At 61.3% G+C, this 14,330-nt stretch carries 18 protein-coding genes; 6 read left to right on the top strand and 12 right to left on the bottom strand.

Annotated features, from left to right (window positions below):
- The first annotated feature begins 9 nt into the window (after positions 1-9).
- The 6 genes from cbbX to Mhypo_RS04150 all read left to right on the top strand — a co-directional run bounded on the left by cbbX (position 10) and on the right by Mhypo_RS04150 (position 4,584).
- A complete protein-coding gene (gene cbbX, locus Mhypo_RS04125) occupies positions 10-921 on the top strand; it encodes a CbbX protein (protein WP_119340042.1) in 912 nt (303 codons plus the stop codon).
- Positions 911-1,879 (top strand): phosphoribulokinase, encoded by a 969-nt coding sequence (locus Mhypo_RS04130; RefSeq protein ID WP_119340043.1) that lies wholly within the window; start codon positions 911-913, stop codon positions 1,877-1,879. The genes cbbX and Mhypo_RS04130 overlap by 11 nt, the downstream gene beginning before the upstream one ends.
- Positions 1,872-2,546, top strand: a complete 675-nt coding sequence (rpe, locus tag Mhypo_RS04135; RefSeq protein ID WP_119340103.1) for a ribulose-phosphate 3-epimerase — start codon at positions 1,872-1,874, stop codon at positions 2,544-2,546. Before Mhypo_RS04130 ends, rpe begins: the two co-directional genes overlap by 8 nt.
- Positions 2,527-3,450, top strand: a complete 924-nt coding sequence (gene fba / locus Mhypo_RS04140; protein ID WP_119340044.1) for a class II fructose-1,6-bisphosphate aldolase — start codon at positions 2,527-2,529, stop codon at positions 3,448-3,450. The genes rpe and fba overlap by 20 nt, the downstream gene beginning before the upstream one ends.
- A 98-nt stretch (positions 3,451-3,548) precedes the next feature.
- Positions 3,549-4,028 carry a YqhA family protein gene (locus tag Mhypo_RS04145; protein ID WP_119340045.1) on the top strand — a complete coding sequence of 160 codons (480 nt, stop codon included), beginning with the start codon at positions 3,549-3,551 and terminating at the stop codon, positions 4,026-4,028.
- Between the two features lie 130 nt (positions 4,029-4,158).
- A complete protein-coding gene (locus tag Mhypo_RS04150; RefSeq protein ID WP_371862125.1) occupies positions 4,159-4,584 on the top strand; it encodes a c-type cytochrome in 426 nt (141 codons plus the stop codon).
- Between the two features lie 67 nt (positions 4,585-4,651).
- Here Mhypo_RS04150 and Mhypo_RS04155 read toward each other — a convergent pair whose 3' ends face one another.
- The 12 genes from Mhypo_RS04155 to soxX form a co-directional block, all read right to left on the bottom strand.
- On the bottom strand, positions 4,652-5,170 hold the full coding sequence (locus Mhypo_RS04155; protein ID WP_119340047.1) for a DsrE family protein: 519 nt from the start codon (positions 5,168-5,170) through the stop codon (positions 4,652-4,654).
- A 150-nt stretch (positions 5,171-5,320) separates the two neighbouring features.
- Positions 5,321-5,617, bottom strand: coding sequence for a metal-sensitive transcriptional regulator (locus Mhypo_RS04160; protein ID WP_119340048.1), 297 nt, complete (start codon positions 5,615-5,617; stop codon positions 5,321-5,323).
- Positions 5,618-5,630: 13 nt separating this feature from the next.
- On the bottom strand, positions 5,631-6,299 hold the full coding sequence (locus Mhypo_RS04165; RefSeq protein ID WP_119340049.1) for a cytochrome c biogenesis CcdA family protein: 669 nt from the start codon (positions 6,297-6,299) through the stop codon (positions 5,631-5,633).
- A 3-nt stretch (positions 6,300-6,302) separates the two neighbouring features.
- Positions 6,303-7,550 (bottom strand): YncE family protein, encoded by a 1,248-nt coding sequence (locus Mhypo_RS04170; RefSeq protein WP_119340050.1) that lies wholly within the window; start codon positions 7,548-7,550, stop codon positions 6,303-6,305.
- A 51-nt stretch (positions 7,551-7,601) separates the two neighbouring features.
- Complete coding sequence (locus Mhypo_RS04175) at positions 7,602-8,327, bottom strand: Rieske (2Fe-2S) protein (RefSeq protein ID WP_119340051.1); 726 nt, start codon at positions 8,325-8,327, stop codon at positions 7,602-7,604.
- Positions 8,328-8,337: 10 nt separating this feature from the next.
- A complete protein-coding gene (locus tag Mhypo_RS04180) occupies positions 8,338-8,901 on the bottom strand; it encodes a c-type cytochrome (protein ID WP_119340052.1) in 564 nt (187 codons plus the stop codon).
- Positions 8,901-10,196 (bottom strand): sulfite dehydrogenase, encoded by a 1,296-nt coding sequence (gene soxC / locus Mhypo_RS04185; RefSeq protein WP_119340053.1) that lies wholly within the window; start codon positions 10,194-10,196, stop codon positions 8,901-8,903. Before soxC ends, Mhypo_RS04180 begins: the two co-directional genes overlap by 1 nt.
- A 65-nt stretch (positions 10,197-10,261) precedes the next feature.
- Positions 10,262-11,542, bottom strand: coding sequence for an FAD-dependent oxidoreductase (locus Mhypo_RS04190; RefSeq protein WP_119340054.1), 1,281 nt, complete (start codon positions 11,540-11,542; stop codon positions 10,262-10,264).
- Positions 11,543-11,669: 127 nt separating this feature from the next.
- Positions 11,670-12,536: a DUF302 domain-containing protein gene (locus Mhypo_RS04195; RefSeq protein ID WP_119340055.1), complete on the bottom strand. Its 867-nt coding sequence runs from the start codon at positions 12,534-12,536 to the stop codon at positions 11,670-11,672.
- A 9-nt stretch (positions 12,537-12,545) separates the two neighbouring features.
- Complete coding sequence (locus Mhypo_RS04200; protein ID WP_119340056.1) at positions 12,546-12,977, bottom strand: rhodanese-like domain-containing protein; 432 nt, start codon at positions 12,975-12,977, stop codon at positions 12,546-12,548.
- A 9-nt stretch (positions 12,978-12,986) separates the two neighbouring features.
- Positions 12,987-13,784 (bottom strand): sulfur oxidation c-type cytochrome SoxA, encoded by a 798-nt coding sequence (gene soxA / locus Mhypo_RS04205; protein WP_119340057.1) that lies wholly within the window; start codon positions 13,782-13,784, stop codon positions 12,987-12,989.
- Between the two features lie 4 nt (positions 13,785-13,788).
- Positions 13,789-14,319 (bottom strand): sulfur oxidation c-type cytochrome SoxX, encoded by a 531-nt coding sequence (gene soxX, locus Mhypo_RS04210; protein ID WP_119340104.1) that lies wholly within the window; start codon positions 14,317-14,319, stop codon positions 13,789-13,791.
- Between the last annotated feature and the right edge of the window lie 11 nt (positions 14,320-14,330).

The raw sequence follows: 14,330 nt of genomic DNA on the forward strand, positions 1-14,330 counted from the left end.
AGGCCTGCCATGACCGAGACCCTGCACAGCGCCGACCTGCAAGCCCTGCTCCAGGAAACCGGGGTGCCCGAGGTGCTGGAGCGGCTCGATCGGGAGCTGATTGGCCTGGCTCCGGTCAAGGGGCGCATCCGCGAGATTGCCGCCTACCTGGTGGTGGACAAACTGCGCCGCGAGCTGGGCCTGGGCGGTTCTCGCCCGGTGCTGCACATGGCCTTTACCGGTAACCCCGGCACCGGCAAGACCACCGTGGCCATGCGGATGGCCACCATCCTGCACCGGCTGGGCTATATTCGCCGCGACCACCTGGTGGTCGCCAGCCGCGACGACCTGGTCGGCCAGTACATCGGCCACACCGCCCCCAAAACCAAGGAGATCCTGAAGCGGGCCATGGGCGGGGTCTTGTTTATCGACGAGGCCTACAGCCTCTACCGCTCGGAAAACGAGCGGGACTACGGCCAGGAGACCATCGAAATCCTGTTGCAGGTGATGGAGAACCAGCGCGAAGACCTGGTGGTGGTGCTGGCGGGCTACGCCGACAAGATGGAGCAGTTCTTCAGCCTGAACCCCGGCATGCGCTCACGCATCGCCCACCACATTCAGTTTCCCGACTACACCGAGGCCGAGCTGGTGGCCATCGGGCAGCTTATGCTCACTGAGCAGAACTACTACCTGGACGAGGCTGCTGCGCAGGCCTTTGCCGAGTATGTGGCCTGCCGGATGCGCCTGCCCAACTTTGCCAACGCCCGCTCCATCCGCAACGCCATAGACCGTTTCAAGCTGCGCCAGGCCCGGCGCTTGTTCGAGCGGGGCGGGCAGGTAACCCCGGACGACCTGCGCCGCATCGCCGAGGAAGACATCCGGGCCAGCCAGGTCTTCAAAGATTGTGCCGAACTCGAGCAAGGAGGCCACCATGCCCCATAGACCTTTCATGCTGGGCATCGCAGGTGACTCGGGGGTGGGCAAGACCACCATCAGCAGCGGTATCGCTCGTTTGCTGGGGCAGGAGCGCACCACCAACATCTGCGTGGACGACTACCACAAGTACGACCGCAAGCAGCGGGCCGAACTCAAAATCACCCCCCTCAACCCCGATTGCAACTACATGGACATCATGGAGCAGCACGTGCGGCTGTTGTCGCTCGGCGAGCCCATCTTGAAGCCGGTATACAACCATTCCACCGGTACCTTCGACCCGCCGGTGTACATCCCGGCCCCCCGGCCCATCGCCGAGGGGAACCGCCAGATTCCCCGGGCGGTGGTGCTCGAGGGGCTGCTCACCCTGTTCTCCCAGCCCATGCGCGAGCGCTACCACCTGAAGGTCTACCTCGACCCCGAGGAAGAGCTGCGCCGGGAGTGGAAGGTCAAGCGTGACGTGGCCAAGCGGGGCTACACCCCCGAGCAAGTGGTGGCCGACATCGAGCGACGGATGCCCGACTCTAAAGCCTTCATCTGGCCCCAGAAGGAGTATGCCGATATCGTCGTGCGTTTTTACCGGCCCGAGGGCTACGACCCCGAGAAGCCCAGCACCCTCTCGGTGCGCATCACCCTCAAGCGCAGCCTGCCCCGGCTCGACCTGACCGAAGTGCTGCACTCGGCTTACGAAGACGAGCCCTCGGTGATAAGGCTCGAGGCCCGCAAAGAAGCCGATATCCTGGATATTTCCGGGGGTATGGAACCGGAACGGGCAGCGGTCTTCGAGCGGCTTATCTGGGAGCAGCTCGGCCAGCACGCCGAGCACTTTAACCCCGAACTTATCGGTACCTTCTGGGACAAAGGGGGGCAGAGCTACCCACTGGCCCTGACCCAGCTCGTCATCGCGTATTATCTGGTACATATGCGCGAGCAGGCTATCCAAAAAGGAGCCCTGGCCTATGCCTAAACTGCTGGTGGCCCCTTCCATCCTCACCGCCGACTTTGCCCGCCTGGGTGAGCAAATCCGGGAGGCCGAGGCGGCAGGGGTGGACTGGATTCACCTCGACGTGATGGACGGGCGCTTTGTACCCAACCTGACCTTTGGCCCGCTGGTGGTGGAAGCCATCCGCAAGGTCACCGGGCTACCCCTGGACGTGCACCTGATGATTGTGGAGCCCGAGCGCTACCTGAAGGACTTTGCCCAGGCCGGCGCCGACTGGATTACCGTACATGCCGAGGCCACGCCCCACGCCCACAGGGCGGTGCAGCAAGTAAAGGAACTGGGCAAGAAGGCCGGACTGGCCATCAACCCGGCCACGCCGCTGGAGGCCATGCTGCCCTTGCTGCCCGAACTCGACCTGGCCCTCCTGATGAGCGTGAACCCTGGCTTTGGCGGGCAAAAGTACATCCCCGCCAGCACCGAGCGCATCCAGCGCCTGCGCGGCCTGCGCGATCACCTGAACCCCGGTTGCCTGATCCAGGTCGATGGGGGCATCAAGCCCGAGAACGTGGCCACGGTCTATCGGGCTGGGGCCGATGTGGTGGTGGTGGGGAGTGCGCTGTTCAACAACCGGCCGGTGGCCGAAAACATGGAAAAACTGCTAGGAGAAGTGTATGCCGTTGGCTCTAGGTAAAGACATTCTCGACAAGGCACGGCGCGAAGGCTATGCCGTGCCCAGCTTCAACACCAACAACTTAGAGACTACTCAGGCCATCCTCGAGACCGCCGAAGCCCTCAGGGCCCCGGTCTTTATCCAGGTTTCCGACGGTGCCCGCAAGTATGCTGGGCTGGAAAACCTCTCCAACCTGGTGCGCGATATGGCCAGCCGGGTGAGCGTGCCGGTGGCGCTGCACCTCGACCACGGGGCCGACTACAAGATGGTGCTGCAGGCGCTGCGGGCCGGCTTCACCAGCGTGATGATAGACGCCTCGCACCACCCCTTCGAGGAGAACGTGCACGAGACTAAAAAGTGCGTGGAGGCCGCCCATGCGGTGGGGGTAAGCGTGGAGGCCGAGCTCGGCCGCTTGCAGGGCATCGAGGATAACATCGTGGTGGAGGCCAAAGATGCCTTCCTCACCGACCCTGAGGAGGCCGTGCGCTTTGTGGAGGCTACCGGCATCGACTACCTGGCCATTGCCATCGGCACCTCCCACGGGGCCTACAAGGGTAAGGGGCGGCCCTACATCGACCACGCTCGGCTCGAGCAGATTGCCGCCCGGGTCTCCATTCCCCTGGTGCTGCACGGCTCCTCTGGTGTGCCGCAGTGGCTCAAGGACAAAATGCGCGCCACCGGGGCCGACCTCGGCGACCCCACCGGCATCCACGACGAAGACGTGCGCAAGGCCATTCCCAACGGCATCGCTAAAATCAACATCGATACCGACCTGCGCCTGGCTTTTACCGCTGGTATCCGCGAGGTGGTGGTGGGCAATGCCAGGGAGTTCGACCCGCGCAAACTGCTGGGCAAGGGCCGCGAGTACCTGAAGCAGGTCATTAAGGAAAAGTTCGAACTGATGGGCACGGTAGGGCGGGCCTAGACCTCGCTCTAGCCTTATGCTATGGATAGAATCTCCCTTAGCTGGCCGACATGGCTATCTGGATGTAACGTTGGGGAGTCCTTAGGGCCGGTGTTCTGATGAGTCGCGTAGAGCAGCTGATCCAGAGCGTGCTCTGGCAGGCCCGCTGGGTCATGCTGATACCGGTAGTGGGGCTGCTGGCGGGGGCGGTCTATTTTGCGGTGCAGACCGGGATCGAGGTCTGGCGGGCGCTGGGCTCGGGTAGCCTGGAAAAGGCCCTGCCCATGATGGTGAGCGCGGTAGATTTGGCTCTCCTGGCCTCGGTGCTGATTATTTTTGCGCTGGGTCTCTACGAACTCTTCATTGCCGAGGTAACCCGGCTCGAGGGTAGCCTGAATAACGTACTTCGGGTACGTAGCCTCAGCGATCTCAAGACCAAGCTGGGCCAGGTCATCCTGATGATTCTGGTGGTGAAGTTCTTCGAAAAAGCCCAGGCGTTTTCGCCCAAGGTGGCGCTGGACTACTTCTTCTTTGCTGGCGCGGTTGCCCTTCTGGGGGCGGCCTTGTGGTTGGTACAGGCCGAAAAATCCGGTAAATAACCTTTAGTTATCGTTCAGATAACCCGGGGTGGCTTGCAAACCGTTTTTTAGGACGCATACTATAGAGTGGAGGTGATATAACTTGCTCAAGCGCAACATTTCCTTTCTTTCGGTTGTTTTGCTGTGGGGCCTGGTAGGCTACCTGTTTGGTGCTCAGACTGCTGCGGCCCAGGCCAGCCCCCTCTATGCCCAGTGCCAGGGCTGCCACCAGCCCACCGGTGCCGGCATCCCGGGGGTTTTTCCACCGCTGGCGGGCCATGTGCCCGAGATTCTGGCAGCTAAAGGGGGCCGCGAGTATTTGATACAAGTGCTGCTTTACGGCCTGCAAGGCCAGATTACCGTCAAGGGGGCTAAGTACCAGGGTGCTATGCCGGCCTATACGCAGCTCAAGGACGAAGAGATTGCCGGCCTGCTGAACCATATCTCGACCCAGTGGGGCAACAAATTCCCTACAGGCCAGCAAGCCTTCACCGCTGCCGAGGTTAAGGCCCAACGCGCCAAGACCATGACCGCAGCTCAGGTGCTGGAAGCCCGCAACAAGCTCGGTCTCAAGTAAAAATGCTTTGCATAGTAGCCCGGACGAAAGTCCGGGTCTTTTGTTGGTTTAGGGGGAGGTATTTGGGCTAGCCTGCCTTGATGTAAGCAAAACCCTTGGCTTGTAGTTCACCTACTGCACCTACCCCCGAAGGCACCCACTTGATGAAATCGTCCGAGCGCAGCTTGCTTTCAGGAATGTTGTTGCGGCTGAAGGTAATCTGGCAGATGTAGTACTCCACCCCCAGGGAAGCCAACTGTTTGATGCGGCTGAAGATGGCCTCCTGATCGAACTTTTCGGCTGTCCAGGCCTGGGGCAGGCCCTCGAGGTCTTTCAGGAAGAACTTGACCCCCTGCCCGTGGGCTACCATCACCAGCTTGAGCTTGAAGGGGTCGTTGTCGTAGACCGACAGATGGTTGCTCATGTTGGTCAAGGTCTGGGCGAAGCGATCCGCGCCTCCGTAGTCGCAGTGGTAGAGGGCGGCCATAGGGGTTTCTTTTTTGAACTGGCTGTAGTTGAGCTTATCGTTGGCCTGGGCCTGGAATAAAGGCAGGGCACCCAGCCAAGCAGCCATCCGAATCAACCCGCGACGATCCACAGACTTCATACCTATACCTCCTTTGTGTATAAGGGCATACTAGAACGATGCAGAGTACTGGTCAATAGCAACGGCTCGCAGTTGAGCCAAAGAAAACCGGTGGGGCGCAAACCTGGCCCCACCGGTTCCGCAACGCGCTTCGGTTGGCGAGAAACGCAATCAGATGATCTTGCGCAGAATCATGGCAATCTGGCCCTTGCTTAGCTCGGTATCGCCTGCAGCGGCCTGGGTCTCCCATGCGTTCAGGTACTCTTCCAGCACCACGCTGGCCACCGAGTCCATGGCTTTGCGGGTGGCGTGAATCTGATCTAAAAGTTCATCAAAGGGCCGCCCCTCCTCGGCCATGCGTTGCAGGCCCCGCACCTGGCCCTCAATGCGCTTGAGGCGCCGGAGAATCCCCTCCAGGGTTTCGGGGTCGGTGAAGGTGCCATCTAGCTTGGGTTTTCCCGGGGTCATGCCGCCCCTCCGCTCACAGCCGCTCTTGCAGCCATTCAGGGGTGATTTTAAGGAAGAAGCTATTGAGCTGGGTGTAGGTGCCGGTGAGTAAGAGAAGTCCTACCGCAATCAGCACCACCCCGGCCACAATCTCCACCGCGTGGGAAAGCCTGGATGCGCGCTTGAGGAAGGCTCGAGCCCGCTCGGCAAAAAAGGCCACCAACAAGAAGGGCACGGCCAACCCCAGGATGTAGGCCACCAGCAGGTGCACCCCCCCACCGGTTGCGGTAAGGGTCAGGATGCCCCCCAGAATGGGGCCGATGCAGGGCGTCCAGCCCAGCCCCAGCACGATGCCCAGCACAAAAGCCCCCCAGGGGCGGTCGGTAGGGCCTTCATAGCGTAGGTTCACGCCCCACTTGGGCTTGAGGCCCAGCATATAAAGCCCCAGCAGAATCAGCACCCCGCCCCCAACGCGGCCCAGCAGGTCACGATGCTCAAAGAGCAATCCACCCAGCAGGGTGAAGGGCAACCCCAGCAAGAAGAAGATGGCTGAAAAGCCCAGCACAAAGAAAACCGCATTGCGCATGGGGCGACCCTGCTGGCCCCCCAGGTACAGCAAATAAGTAGGCACCAGAGGAAGCACGCAGGGCGATAGGAAGGAGAGGATTCCTGCCAGAAACGCGATGGGAAGGCTTAGGGTCATGGGTTAGGCTCGAGGTAGTTCTTCAAACAGGTTGGTCCAGACATTGACCACCTGGCCGCCCCCGCTGGTCTGACCGGTTTCAATGGTTTTGACCACCTGTAGAGAGCGCATGTCCAGCTTGTACAGGTTGCCGTCGGCATTGGATACATAGCCAAAGCGGCCGTCTCGGGTAAAGACCACGTGTCCCATGCGGCCTTTGCCGATAACCAGATCCTTAAGTGTTCGCAAGCCCGCAATGTCAATCACCGTGATCACGTTGTTGCCGTAGTTGGTAGCAATAGCCCGCCTTCCATCGGGGGTGTTGTAGGCGTGTCCTACCCCCGTGCTGGCGCAGCTCACCCGGTGAAGCAAACGCTTGCTGCGGGCGCTGTAAAAAGCCACTTCCCGGCCTCGCAGGTTGTTGCCCGGGCCTCGGTTCAGGGCCATAAAGTAGCGACCGTCCTGTGTAAAGTTGCCGTGATGCGCTTCGACGGCCTCTTCACCGATCAGGGGCATATCCATTTGGGCTATCACCGGTAGGTCGGGTTTGGTCAGGTCGTATACCACGATGCCGGGCTTAACCTGATTATTGCCCTCATGAATGAGCCAAAGCTCCTTCCCATCCGGACTAATACAAGGGTAGTGAGGTACGCTGGGCGAGCGGAAGGTGCGCACGGACCAGTCGGTTGTGTCTACCACAATGAGCCGGTCGTCCACCCGATCTACGCTGTAAAAGTAGCGGCTGTCCCAACTCCAGGCGTTGTGCATGGAGGTGACACCCTTGGGCTGGTTCTGCACCGGTATTTCCAGCACCTGCTCGATGGTGTCGTCGGCGGTTCGGATAAAAACCAGGCGGAGTTTGCCCTCGCTCAAGCCCCAGTGATCGACCCCTACCCGCTGGCCATTGGGGCTAACCAGGCCATGTTTGGGGCGGTTGCCGGTTTGTAGCACCTTGGCTACGCGCAGGTTTTGCAGGTCGAGCACCACCACCCGGGTTTCCCCCTCCGCTGCCCCACTTACGTAGACCTTTTGAGCATCGGGGGTCATGCTACCCAGGGTTGCGCCTCGAGCAGTATCAAGGCTGGCCACCACCTGATCGGTGCGGGTATCCACCACGTAGGCCTTGGCATTGGCGTTGAGGAAGACCACGTAATCCGACCAAACCACCGGGGTGGCCTGGGCCTGGGCTTCTTGTCCAGACTGCGCCACAGCAAGGCCGGCAGCGGTCAGTCCAAGGGTTTTTATAACTTCACGACGGTTGATCTCGCTCATCTGACCCTCCTGAACATCGGCTAGGGTTTATCCGAACCAGACCAAAAAAACTTATCCCAGCACCGGACAGGTGGTGGGCACTTTAGTGTGTTCGGCGTAGGGGAGAACGGTGGCTTTGGCCACTTCCTCGCGGGCCCGGGCGGTGGTGCGGAACAAGTCACGCAGGTTCTGGGCCTGGGCCCGGAAGAACTCGTCGAACTGGGGGTTGCCCAGGAAGCCTGTGGCATAGGCTTCGTCCTTGGCGGGGTCGTACTCGAGGACCACCGCCGCCAGAGCGTGGGGAGCCGGCCCGCCCTTCACCTCGCCGCCTTTGGTCACATCAAAGGCTGAAAGGTGCGAGCAGCAGACCATGCGGGCCCCCCGGTTCCCCTCGGGTTTGTAGTAGCCCATGGCCCCCAGGTTGGGTGCAGCGTAACTGTAGCCGTGGGGGCAGATGCTGGTGTAGGCCACCACGCTTTTGCTCTTGCCCACCCCGCCCGTCCAGCGGTAGTTTTTGCCGTCGGGCATTTTAACGTCTACCGGTGCGAGCTCAGCGTCCACATTGACCAGGATGTTGGGGGTAGCCGCAAAGGGGTAGGTGAAAACGTAGGGCTCGTGGGGCTTCAGGCTGCTCAGTTTGAAGGGGTTGCCGGCTTTGTCTACCAGCAGCGCCCTGGGGAAGGGGTTGGCGCTGCTTTGGGCCCGGACGAACTCGAGCATCCCCAGCGGCGAGAACTTGAGCAAAAGGCCCAGCGAGGTGCCTCTGGCCAGTAAATCGAGAAAATTGCGACGGTCCATGCAAATACCTCTAGGGGAGCTTGAGCCAGGGGAAGCGCTTCTGGGTGCCGGGATCAAGCTCCAGCAGTGCCCGGGCTGGCATCTGCACCCTGGGCAGGGTTTGCGCGTTCATGGGCTCGCTTTCGTCAATAACGCCATTCTGGTAAAGAATGTAGGCCACCACCGCATACACTTCATCGTTGCTCAGGATGCCGGGGGTGGCAAAGGGCATGGCCCGGCGGGTGTAGTCGAAGAGGGTGGTGGCGTACTGCCAGTAGTTGCCAATGGCAAAGTCCACTGAGTCGGTTTCTTTGGTAATGGGGAAGGGCTCGGAGACCAAGCGGGTAAAGGCCCCGCCCTCGCCGCTGGAACCATGACAGCCTGCACAGTGGGTGGCATAGACCTTGGCCCCTTCGTCTACCGTACCCTGGCCTGGAGGGAGTCCTATGCCATTGGCCAGAATGGAGGGGCGGATGTTCCACTCCTGCACCTCTTGCTCGTTGAGGGGTGTGCCGATCTGGTAGCGCCCCTGGGCCAGCACCAGGGCCGAAAGGGCCAGGGCCGAAAGGGCCAGGTAGAACCACTTGCGCCGCATCAGGACTCACCTCCACAGCCGCCCCGGCCCACTGCGCCGAGCTGGGCGGGTGCACCCGCTAAGGTCTTGTCGCCGTTGACTACCTTGCCGTCGGCGCCGATCCGCCAGGCCTGGATGGCGTTGTAGTGGTAGCGGTTGTTGCGGGCCCATTTGGCAAAAAACTCCTCCTGGGTGGGCTGGGTGTTACCTTTTTCGTCCCAGGCCCGGCTCATGATGACCGTTTCCTTACCGTCCCAAACCCAGTTGTACTTAAAGCGCACCACCGATAAAGCATCGGGGGCGGGCTCGAGGCTGGCTTGCTTCCAGGATTTGCCGCCGTCCAGCGAAATTTCCACCCGGCGAATGCGTCCGTGGCCGCTCCAGGCCAGGCCGCGAATTTCGTGGAAGCCCCGCTGAATCTGCTGCAACCCCGAGGGATAGGTGATGATGGACTCCGGATCCATCACCCAGGTGAAGGCGTAGATTTTGCCATCGGCCATTACATCGGTGTACTCCGAGGTCTCGTCCTTGCTCATGACCGGGGTATCGGTCACCTGGATGCGCCGCAGCCACTTGACCTGGATGCTCCCTTCCCAGCCCGGCACCACCAGCCGCACCGGGTAGCCCTGCTCGGGCCGGATGGCCTCGCCGTTCTGGGCATAGGCCACCAACACGTCGTCCAGGGCCTTTTCCAGCGGCAGGCTGCGGGTGTAGGCGGCGGCGTCCTGGCCTTCGGGAATCAACCAGCGGGCTCCTTCCTTGAGGCCGGCCTCCTTGAGCAGAATTGACAGGGGTACCCCCGTCCAGGAAGAGTTCGAGACCAGCCCCCGGCTGCGGGTGGCGGTGAGGGTCATGTCGGGGGGGTTGCGGTAGCCGTTTTGCCCGTTGCCTGCACACTCGATGAAGTAGGTGCGGGTCACCGAGGGGAAGCGCTTGAGGTCTTGCAGGGTGAACATTAAAGGTCGCTCGACCATTCCGTGAATCACCAGCCGGTAGTCGGCGGGGTTCACGTTGGGCACCCCGCCGTGGTGCCGCTCGAAATGCAGCGAGCTGGGGGTGATGACGCCCTCGAGCTTCTCCAATGGGGCAAAGTCGGCGCCGGTGTGGCGGCTGCGCAGGTTGGGCGAGATGTAGCGAATAACATCCTTCTCGAACTCACTGCGCTCACCATACTCGCGCAGGGTAGCTCCCAGCACCTTCATGCTCTCGGTGGCGCCCTGGGGAATTTTGCTCTGGGCCAGGCCCCCAGAGAGCTTAACGAAAGCTCCGGCAGCCGCCCCTTTGCTCAAGAGTTGCAACAGTTTACGACGATTCATCCGGTGAGTTCTCCTATGGCAGGGGTGGGACGGGGACGAGGCCCGTTCCACCCCGGATTGCAGGCTTAGGCGCCTGGGCCAAACATATCGCCCCACAGGCCCCTGGCCCATTCCAACGCCAGGGCCCCGTTGGGCTTAGAGCGGTTGTTGTCTACGGTGGATTGTTGCCGAACCTGGCGTGCGGCTTCGTCCCAGTTGTGCTTGTGCGAGACCCAGATGGACTCCTCGCTGCTCACAAAGCTGTAGCAGATGTTGTCGGGGAGCGGGTTGGGAATCTCGGCTACCTGCTTGCCCGCAATGCGCTGGGCGATGTGGTCGGCAATGATCTTGCCGTCGTTGTAGGCCACCTGCCCGCTCTTGGGGTAGGGCACGTTGCCGATTACGTCGCCAATGATGTAGACCCGGTCGTCCCGCTCGGAGAGGAACGAGGGCAGCCGTACGTTGGCCCAGCGGTCCCCCAGCCCGGCCGTGCGCACAATTTCTCCGGCCTTCATGGGCGGGATGATGTTGGCCAGTGCGAACTTGAACTCGCCCAGGGGGGTTTTAACCTCCTTCTTGGCGTAGTCAATGGCCGTAACCTCGGCCTGGGGGATGTACTGGATGTAGTCTTTGTACAGGTCGTTGTAGGCCGCGGTGAAGCCTGGGCCCTTGGAGATGGGACCCGGGTTGGCGTCCAGCACGATCACCTTACCCTTGATCTGGTTGGTCTTGAGGTAGTACGCCAGCATGGCCGCCCGCTCGTAGGGGCCAGGGGGGCAGCGGTAGGGGGGCTTGGGAATGGCCAGCACCAGGTCGCCCCCTTCAAAGTTGTCGAGCTGGCGCTTGAGGGCGATGTGCTCCCAGGGTTTGAAGCCCACTGGCATGAACTGCTTGACTTCGTTGTAGCCCTGGATGGCCTCGTACATGTAGTCGATGCCCGGCGAGACCACCAGGTAGTTGTAAAAGATGATACCGCTGGTGGTGCGCACGTAGCGGCCGGCCCGGTTGACCTCGATGGCCCGTTCGTTAACGATGGTGACCCCGGCTTTGGCCACATTGGCGTAATCGAAGACGATGAAGTCGAGGTCCTTGACCCCCCCAAGGTAAAGGTTGCTCATGGGGCAGGACATGAAGGCGGGGTTTTTCTCGATCAACACCACCTCGATGTTGGGGTTTTTACGGCGCAGGTGACGGGCCGTGCTGACGCCCCCCCAGCCCCCGCCGATAATCACCACCCGGTTGCCCCGGGCGGGCCCCAACACGCTGCTGGGCTTGCTGAAGAACTCCTGGGCAAAAGCGCTGCTGGCTGCAGCGGCTCCCGCTACCGCACCTGCCTTGAGAACCTTCCGACGTGTTACCTTGCTCATGCTTCCTCCCATAACCCGAGCCATCCCGGAGACTGCACCTCCGGAAACTTTCGCAAGCTTGGGCTTAGCCTTCAGTTTATCAGATACAGTCCAGACCTGCGAAAGCTATAACGGGCGGTTATATCACTTATTGCTGGGGGCGATAGGGTTGGCCACCCACACCCTCCAGAATCTGGCTCATAACCCGCCGGGCCTCCTGGAGCATCCCCATCGTGGTCTGGCTCTGGGCCACCCCTGGCATGATGCCCATCAGCATGGGTTCAATGGCCCCGACCAGGGCTCCGCCGGGCATGGGCGCCACGAAGAAACGGCAAGGCGCGGCAAAGCCACCGGCGGGCTGGGTCATGAACATGTGGTAGGCCCACTCGCTTTTACAAGGCTGGATGCCCACCACATTGCCCATCTTGACCGAGGGCAACACGTTGAGGCCATTGTTGCCCAGCTCGCTCTCGATGAGCAGGGTGAGTTCATCCACATTGCCGCCCTCCACCATGTACAAAAGGGCCGGCATCATGCCCGAGCTGGGGTCGGGCATCATGGCAGGGGCCACCTTGCGGGGCAGGCCCAGGCTGGCAATCACCGCTTTGAGCTTGGCCCCCAGCAGACGGCTTTTTGTGTTCTTAACCCCCAGCATGGCAAACATCAGGTCGGGGTCGAAGGTACCCACCGTTACCACACCCGGCCTGGCCGCGTGCACGTAGATGGTAGGCGGCAGGATGATGGCGGTCATAACGTTTTCCTGCACGGCAGCCAGCGCCCCGGCTTCGGGTTCGAGAACCATCAGCAGATAATCCGGGAAGTCGGCCTTGAAGTTTTTGACCTGGCCGCCCAGGTTCAGGGTACGGGCGACCTTGAGCCCCTGGGCACTCACAGCCGCTTCGACACGGGCCTGGGTATCGGCTACACTTACCCCACGCAGGGTGGTTTCCAGTGATTGGGCCAGAGCCGACAGGGACAGGATAAAACCGAATAGCAAAAACCACTTGATTTTCATATGCCTCCTCTATGGCTTTTGGACAGGCAGATTCTGCTCGAGCCAGCTACGAAACCCACCGTTGAGGTTTTTTACCTCTTTGTAACCCAATGCCCGCAGATAGGCGGCGGCTACCGCGCTCACGTGCCCGGTGCCGCAGTAGACCAGGATGGGTTTGTCCTTTTCTTTGGGTAGTTCGCTCAGGCGGTCGGGGAGCTGGCTGATGTGGATATGCACCGAGCCGGGCAAAAAGCCCCTCGAGCGTTCCTCGGCGGTGCGAACGTCCAGGATAAAAGGCTCAAAGACCTCCACAAAATCTTTGGCCTCGGCGGCGTAGAGCAGGTAGCTGGCCGGGTTGATCTTCTTGATGAAATTACCCATTTCCTGCAGCGAGGAAGGGGCCATCTCCTGGGCCAGGCCCAGGCTTCCCAGAAGCACCAGCAGTATCCAACCTCTACGCATATACACCTCCTAACGGGTAAAGCCCGGCAGCTCGGTGAACTTGTTTTTGCCCTTGGTGGCTTCGGTCAGCATGTAGATAGAAAGGGCAATCATGGGCTCGGAGTAATGGTCGGGTGGGTGAATGCTTACCGACTCGTAGCAGAAGGCAATCCGGTCTTGCAGGGTATAGAGTTTATCGGCCTCGAAGCGGTAGGCCGGCCACTCGTTGGAGAGGCCCTGGCGCGGGCTGCGCACCGGGGAGAGCCGTACTTTACCGCCGGCGTAGCTATCGTGGCAGATGGCGCAGTTCATGTCGCGGTCGCCGGCCCGGTGGTACCAGAGCTCCCGGCCCAGGTTGTACATGGCGATCTCCTGCGAAGTTTTGGGCACCACGTTGATGGGCATCTCGCTGGACTTGGAGGCCACGAAAGCGGTGAGGGCCTTCACGTCGTCGCGCTTGATTTCTTCGGGCTTGAAGCCCTGAAGGTTCACCATGCAGCTCACGATGCGGGTCTCGAGGTCTTCTACCCGCCGGGTGTCGGCAAAGTAGCGGGGCAGTTGGGTCAGGGCGCCCTCGAGCTTCCCCGGCCCCAGGCCAAAGTCGCAGGCCTCGAGGCTCACGTTTTTTGAGCCTCGCTTCTGGCCAAAGAGTTCTTCGCCCTGGGCGGCATACAGTTCGCCGGGCAGAATGCCAGCGGTCTGGCGGAACAGCTCCCGTTGCCGTTCGGCTTCCTTGTAGGGGTCTACCTCTTGCTGCTGGGTGAGGGCGATGCTTAGGCCCAACCCCAGCGCCAACAAAAATCCAATCCACAGGCTGCGGTTGCGCATGGCATCACCTCTTGGCGTTTACCGGCGAAGCCGGGTCGAGCAGGAACGCGGTTACGTGGGCGGTTTCTTCCGGCGTCAGGATGCCGTGGTGGCCGGCCCGGTACATCAGCGAGCAGGGCATGGAGGCCCAGGCGTTGTAAATCTTGTCATAGGTGTACTTGACCACCGCTTCGCTGGTGCCGCGCTGCCCATAGCCCACCAGTCCTGGCCCCATGCGCCCGGCCCCGGCCTCTTTGGGGTCGCCGGTGTGGCAGGCGTAGCAGTTGCCCTTGCGGGGGTTGGTGAACAGGGCCTCACCCTGCTTCCAGTCGCCCATCAGTTTGCCGTCGGCGGGGTATTTGATGAGGGCCCGCTGGCGCTCGAGGAAGGCCCCCACTTCCTCCGGTGGCAGTTTGTCGCGGTATTGCGAACACAGCGCCTGGTCGCGGTCTTGCTTCATTGTTTCGGCAAACTTGCTGCCGCCGCTGTTGATGGCCTGCTGAACGCGCTGCTGGAAGGGTCCCTGCTGAGACAGGGTGAGCCCCACGAGCAGCATGGCCAGTAACC

It is taken from the genome of Meiothermus hypogaeus, assembly GCF_003574035.1.
Classification (GTDB): Bacteria; Deinococcota; Deinococci; order Deinococcales; family Thermaceae; genus Meiothermus; species Meiothermus hypogaeus.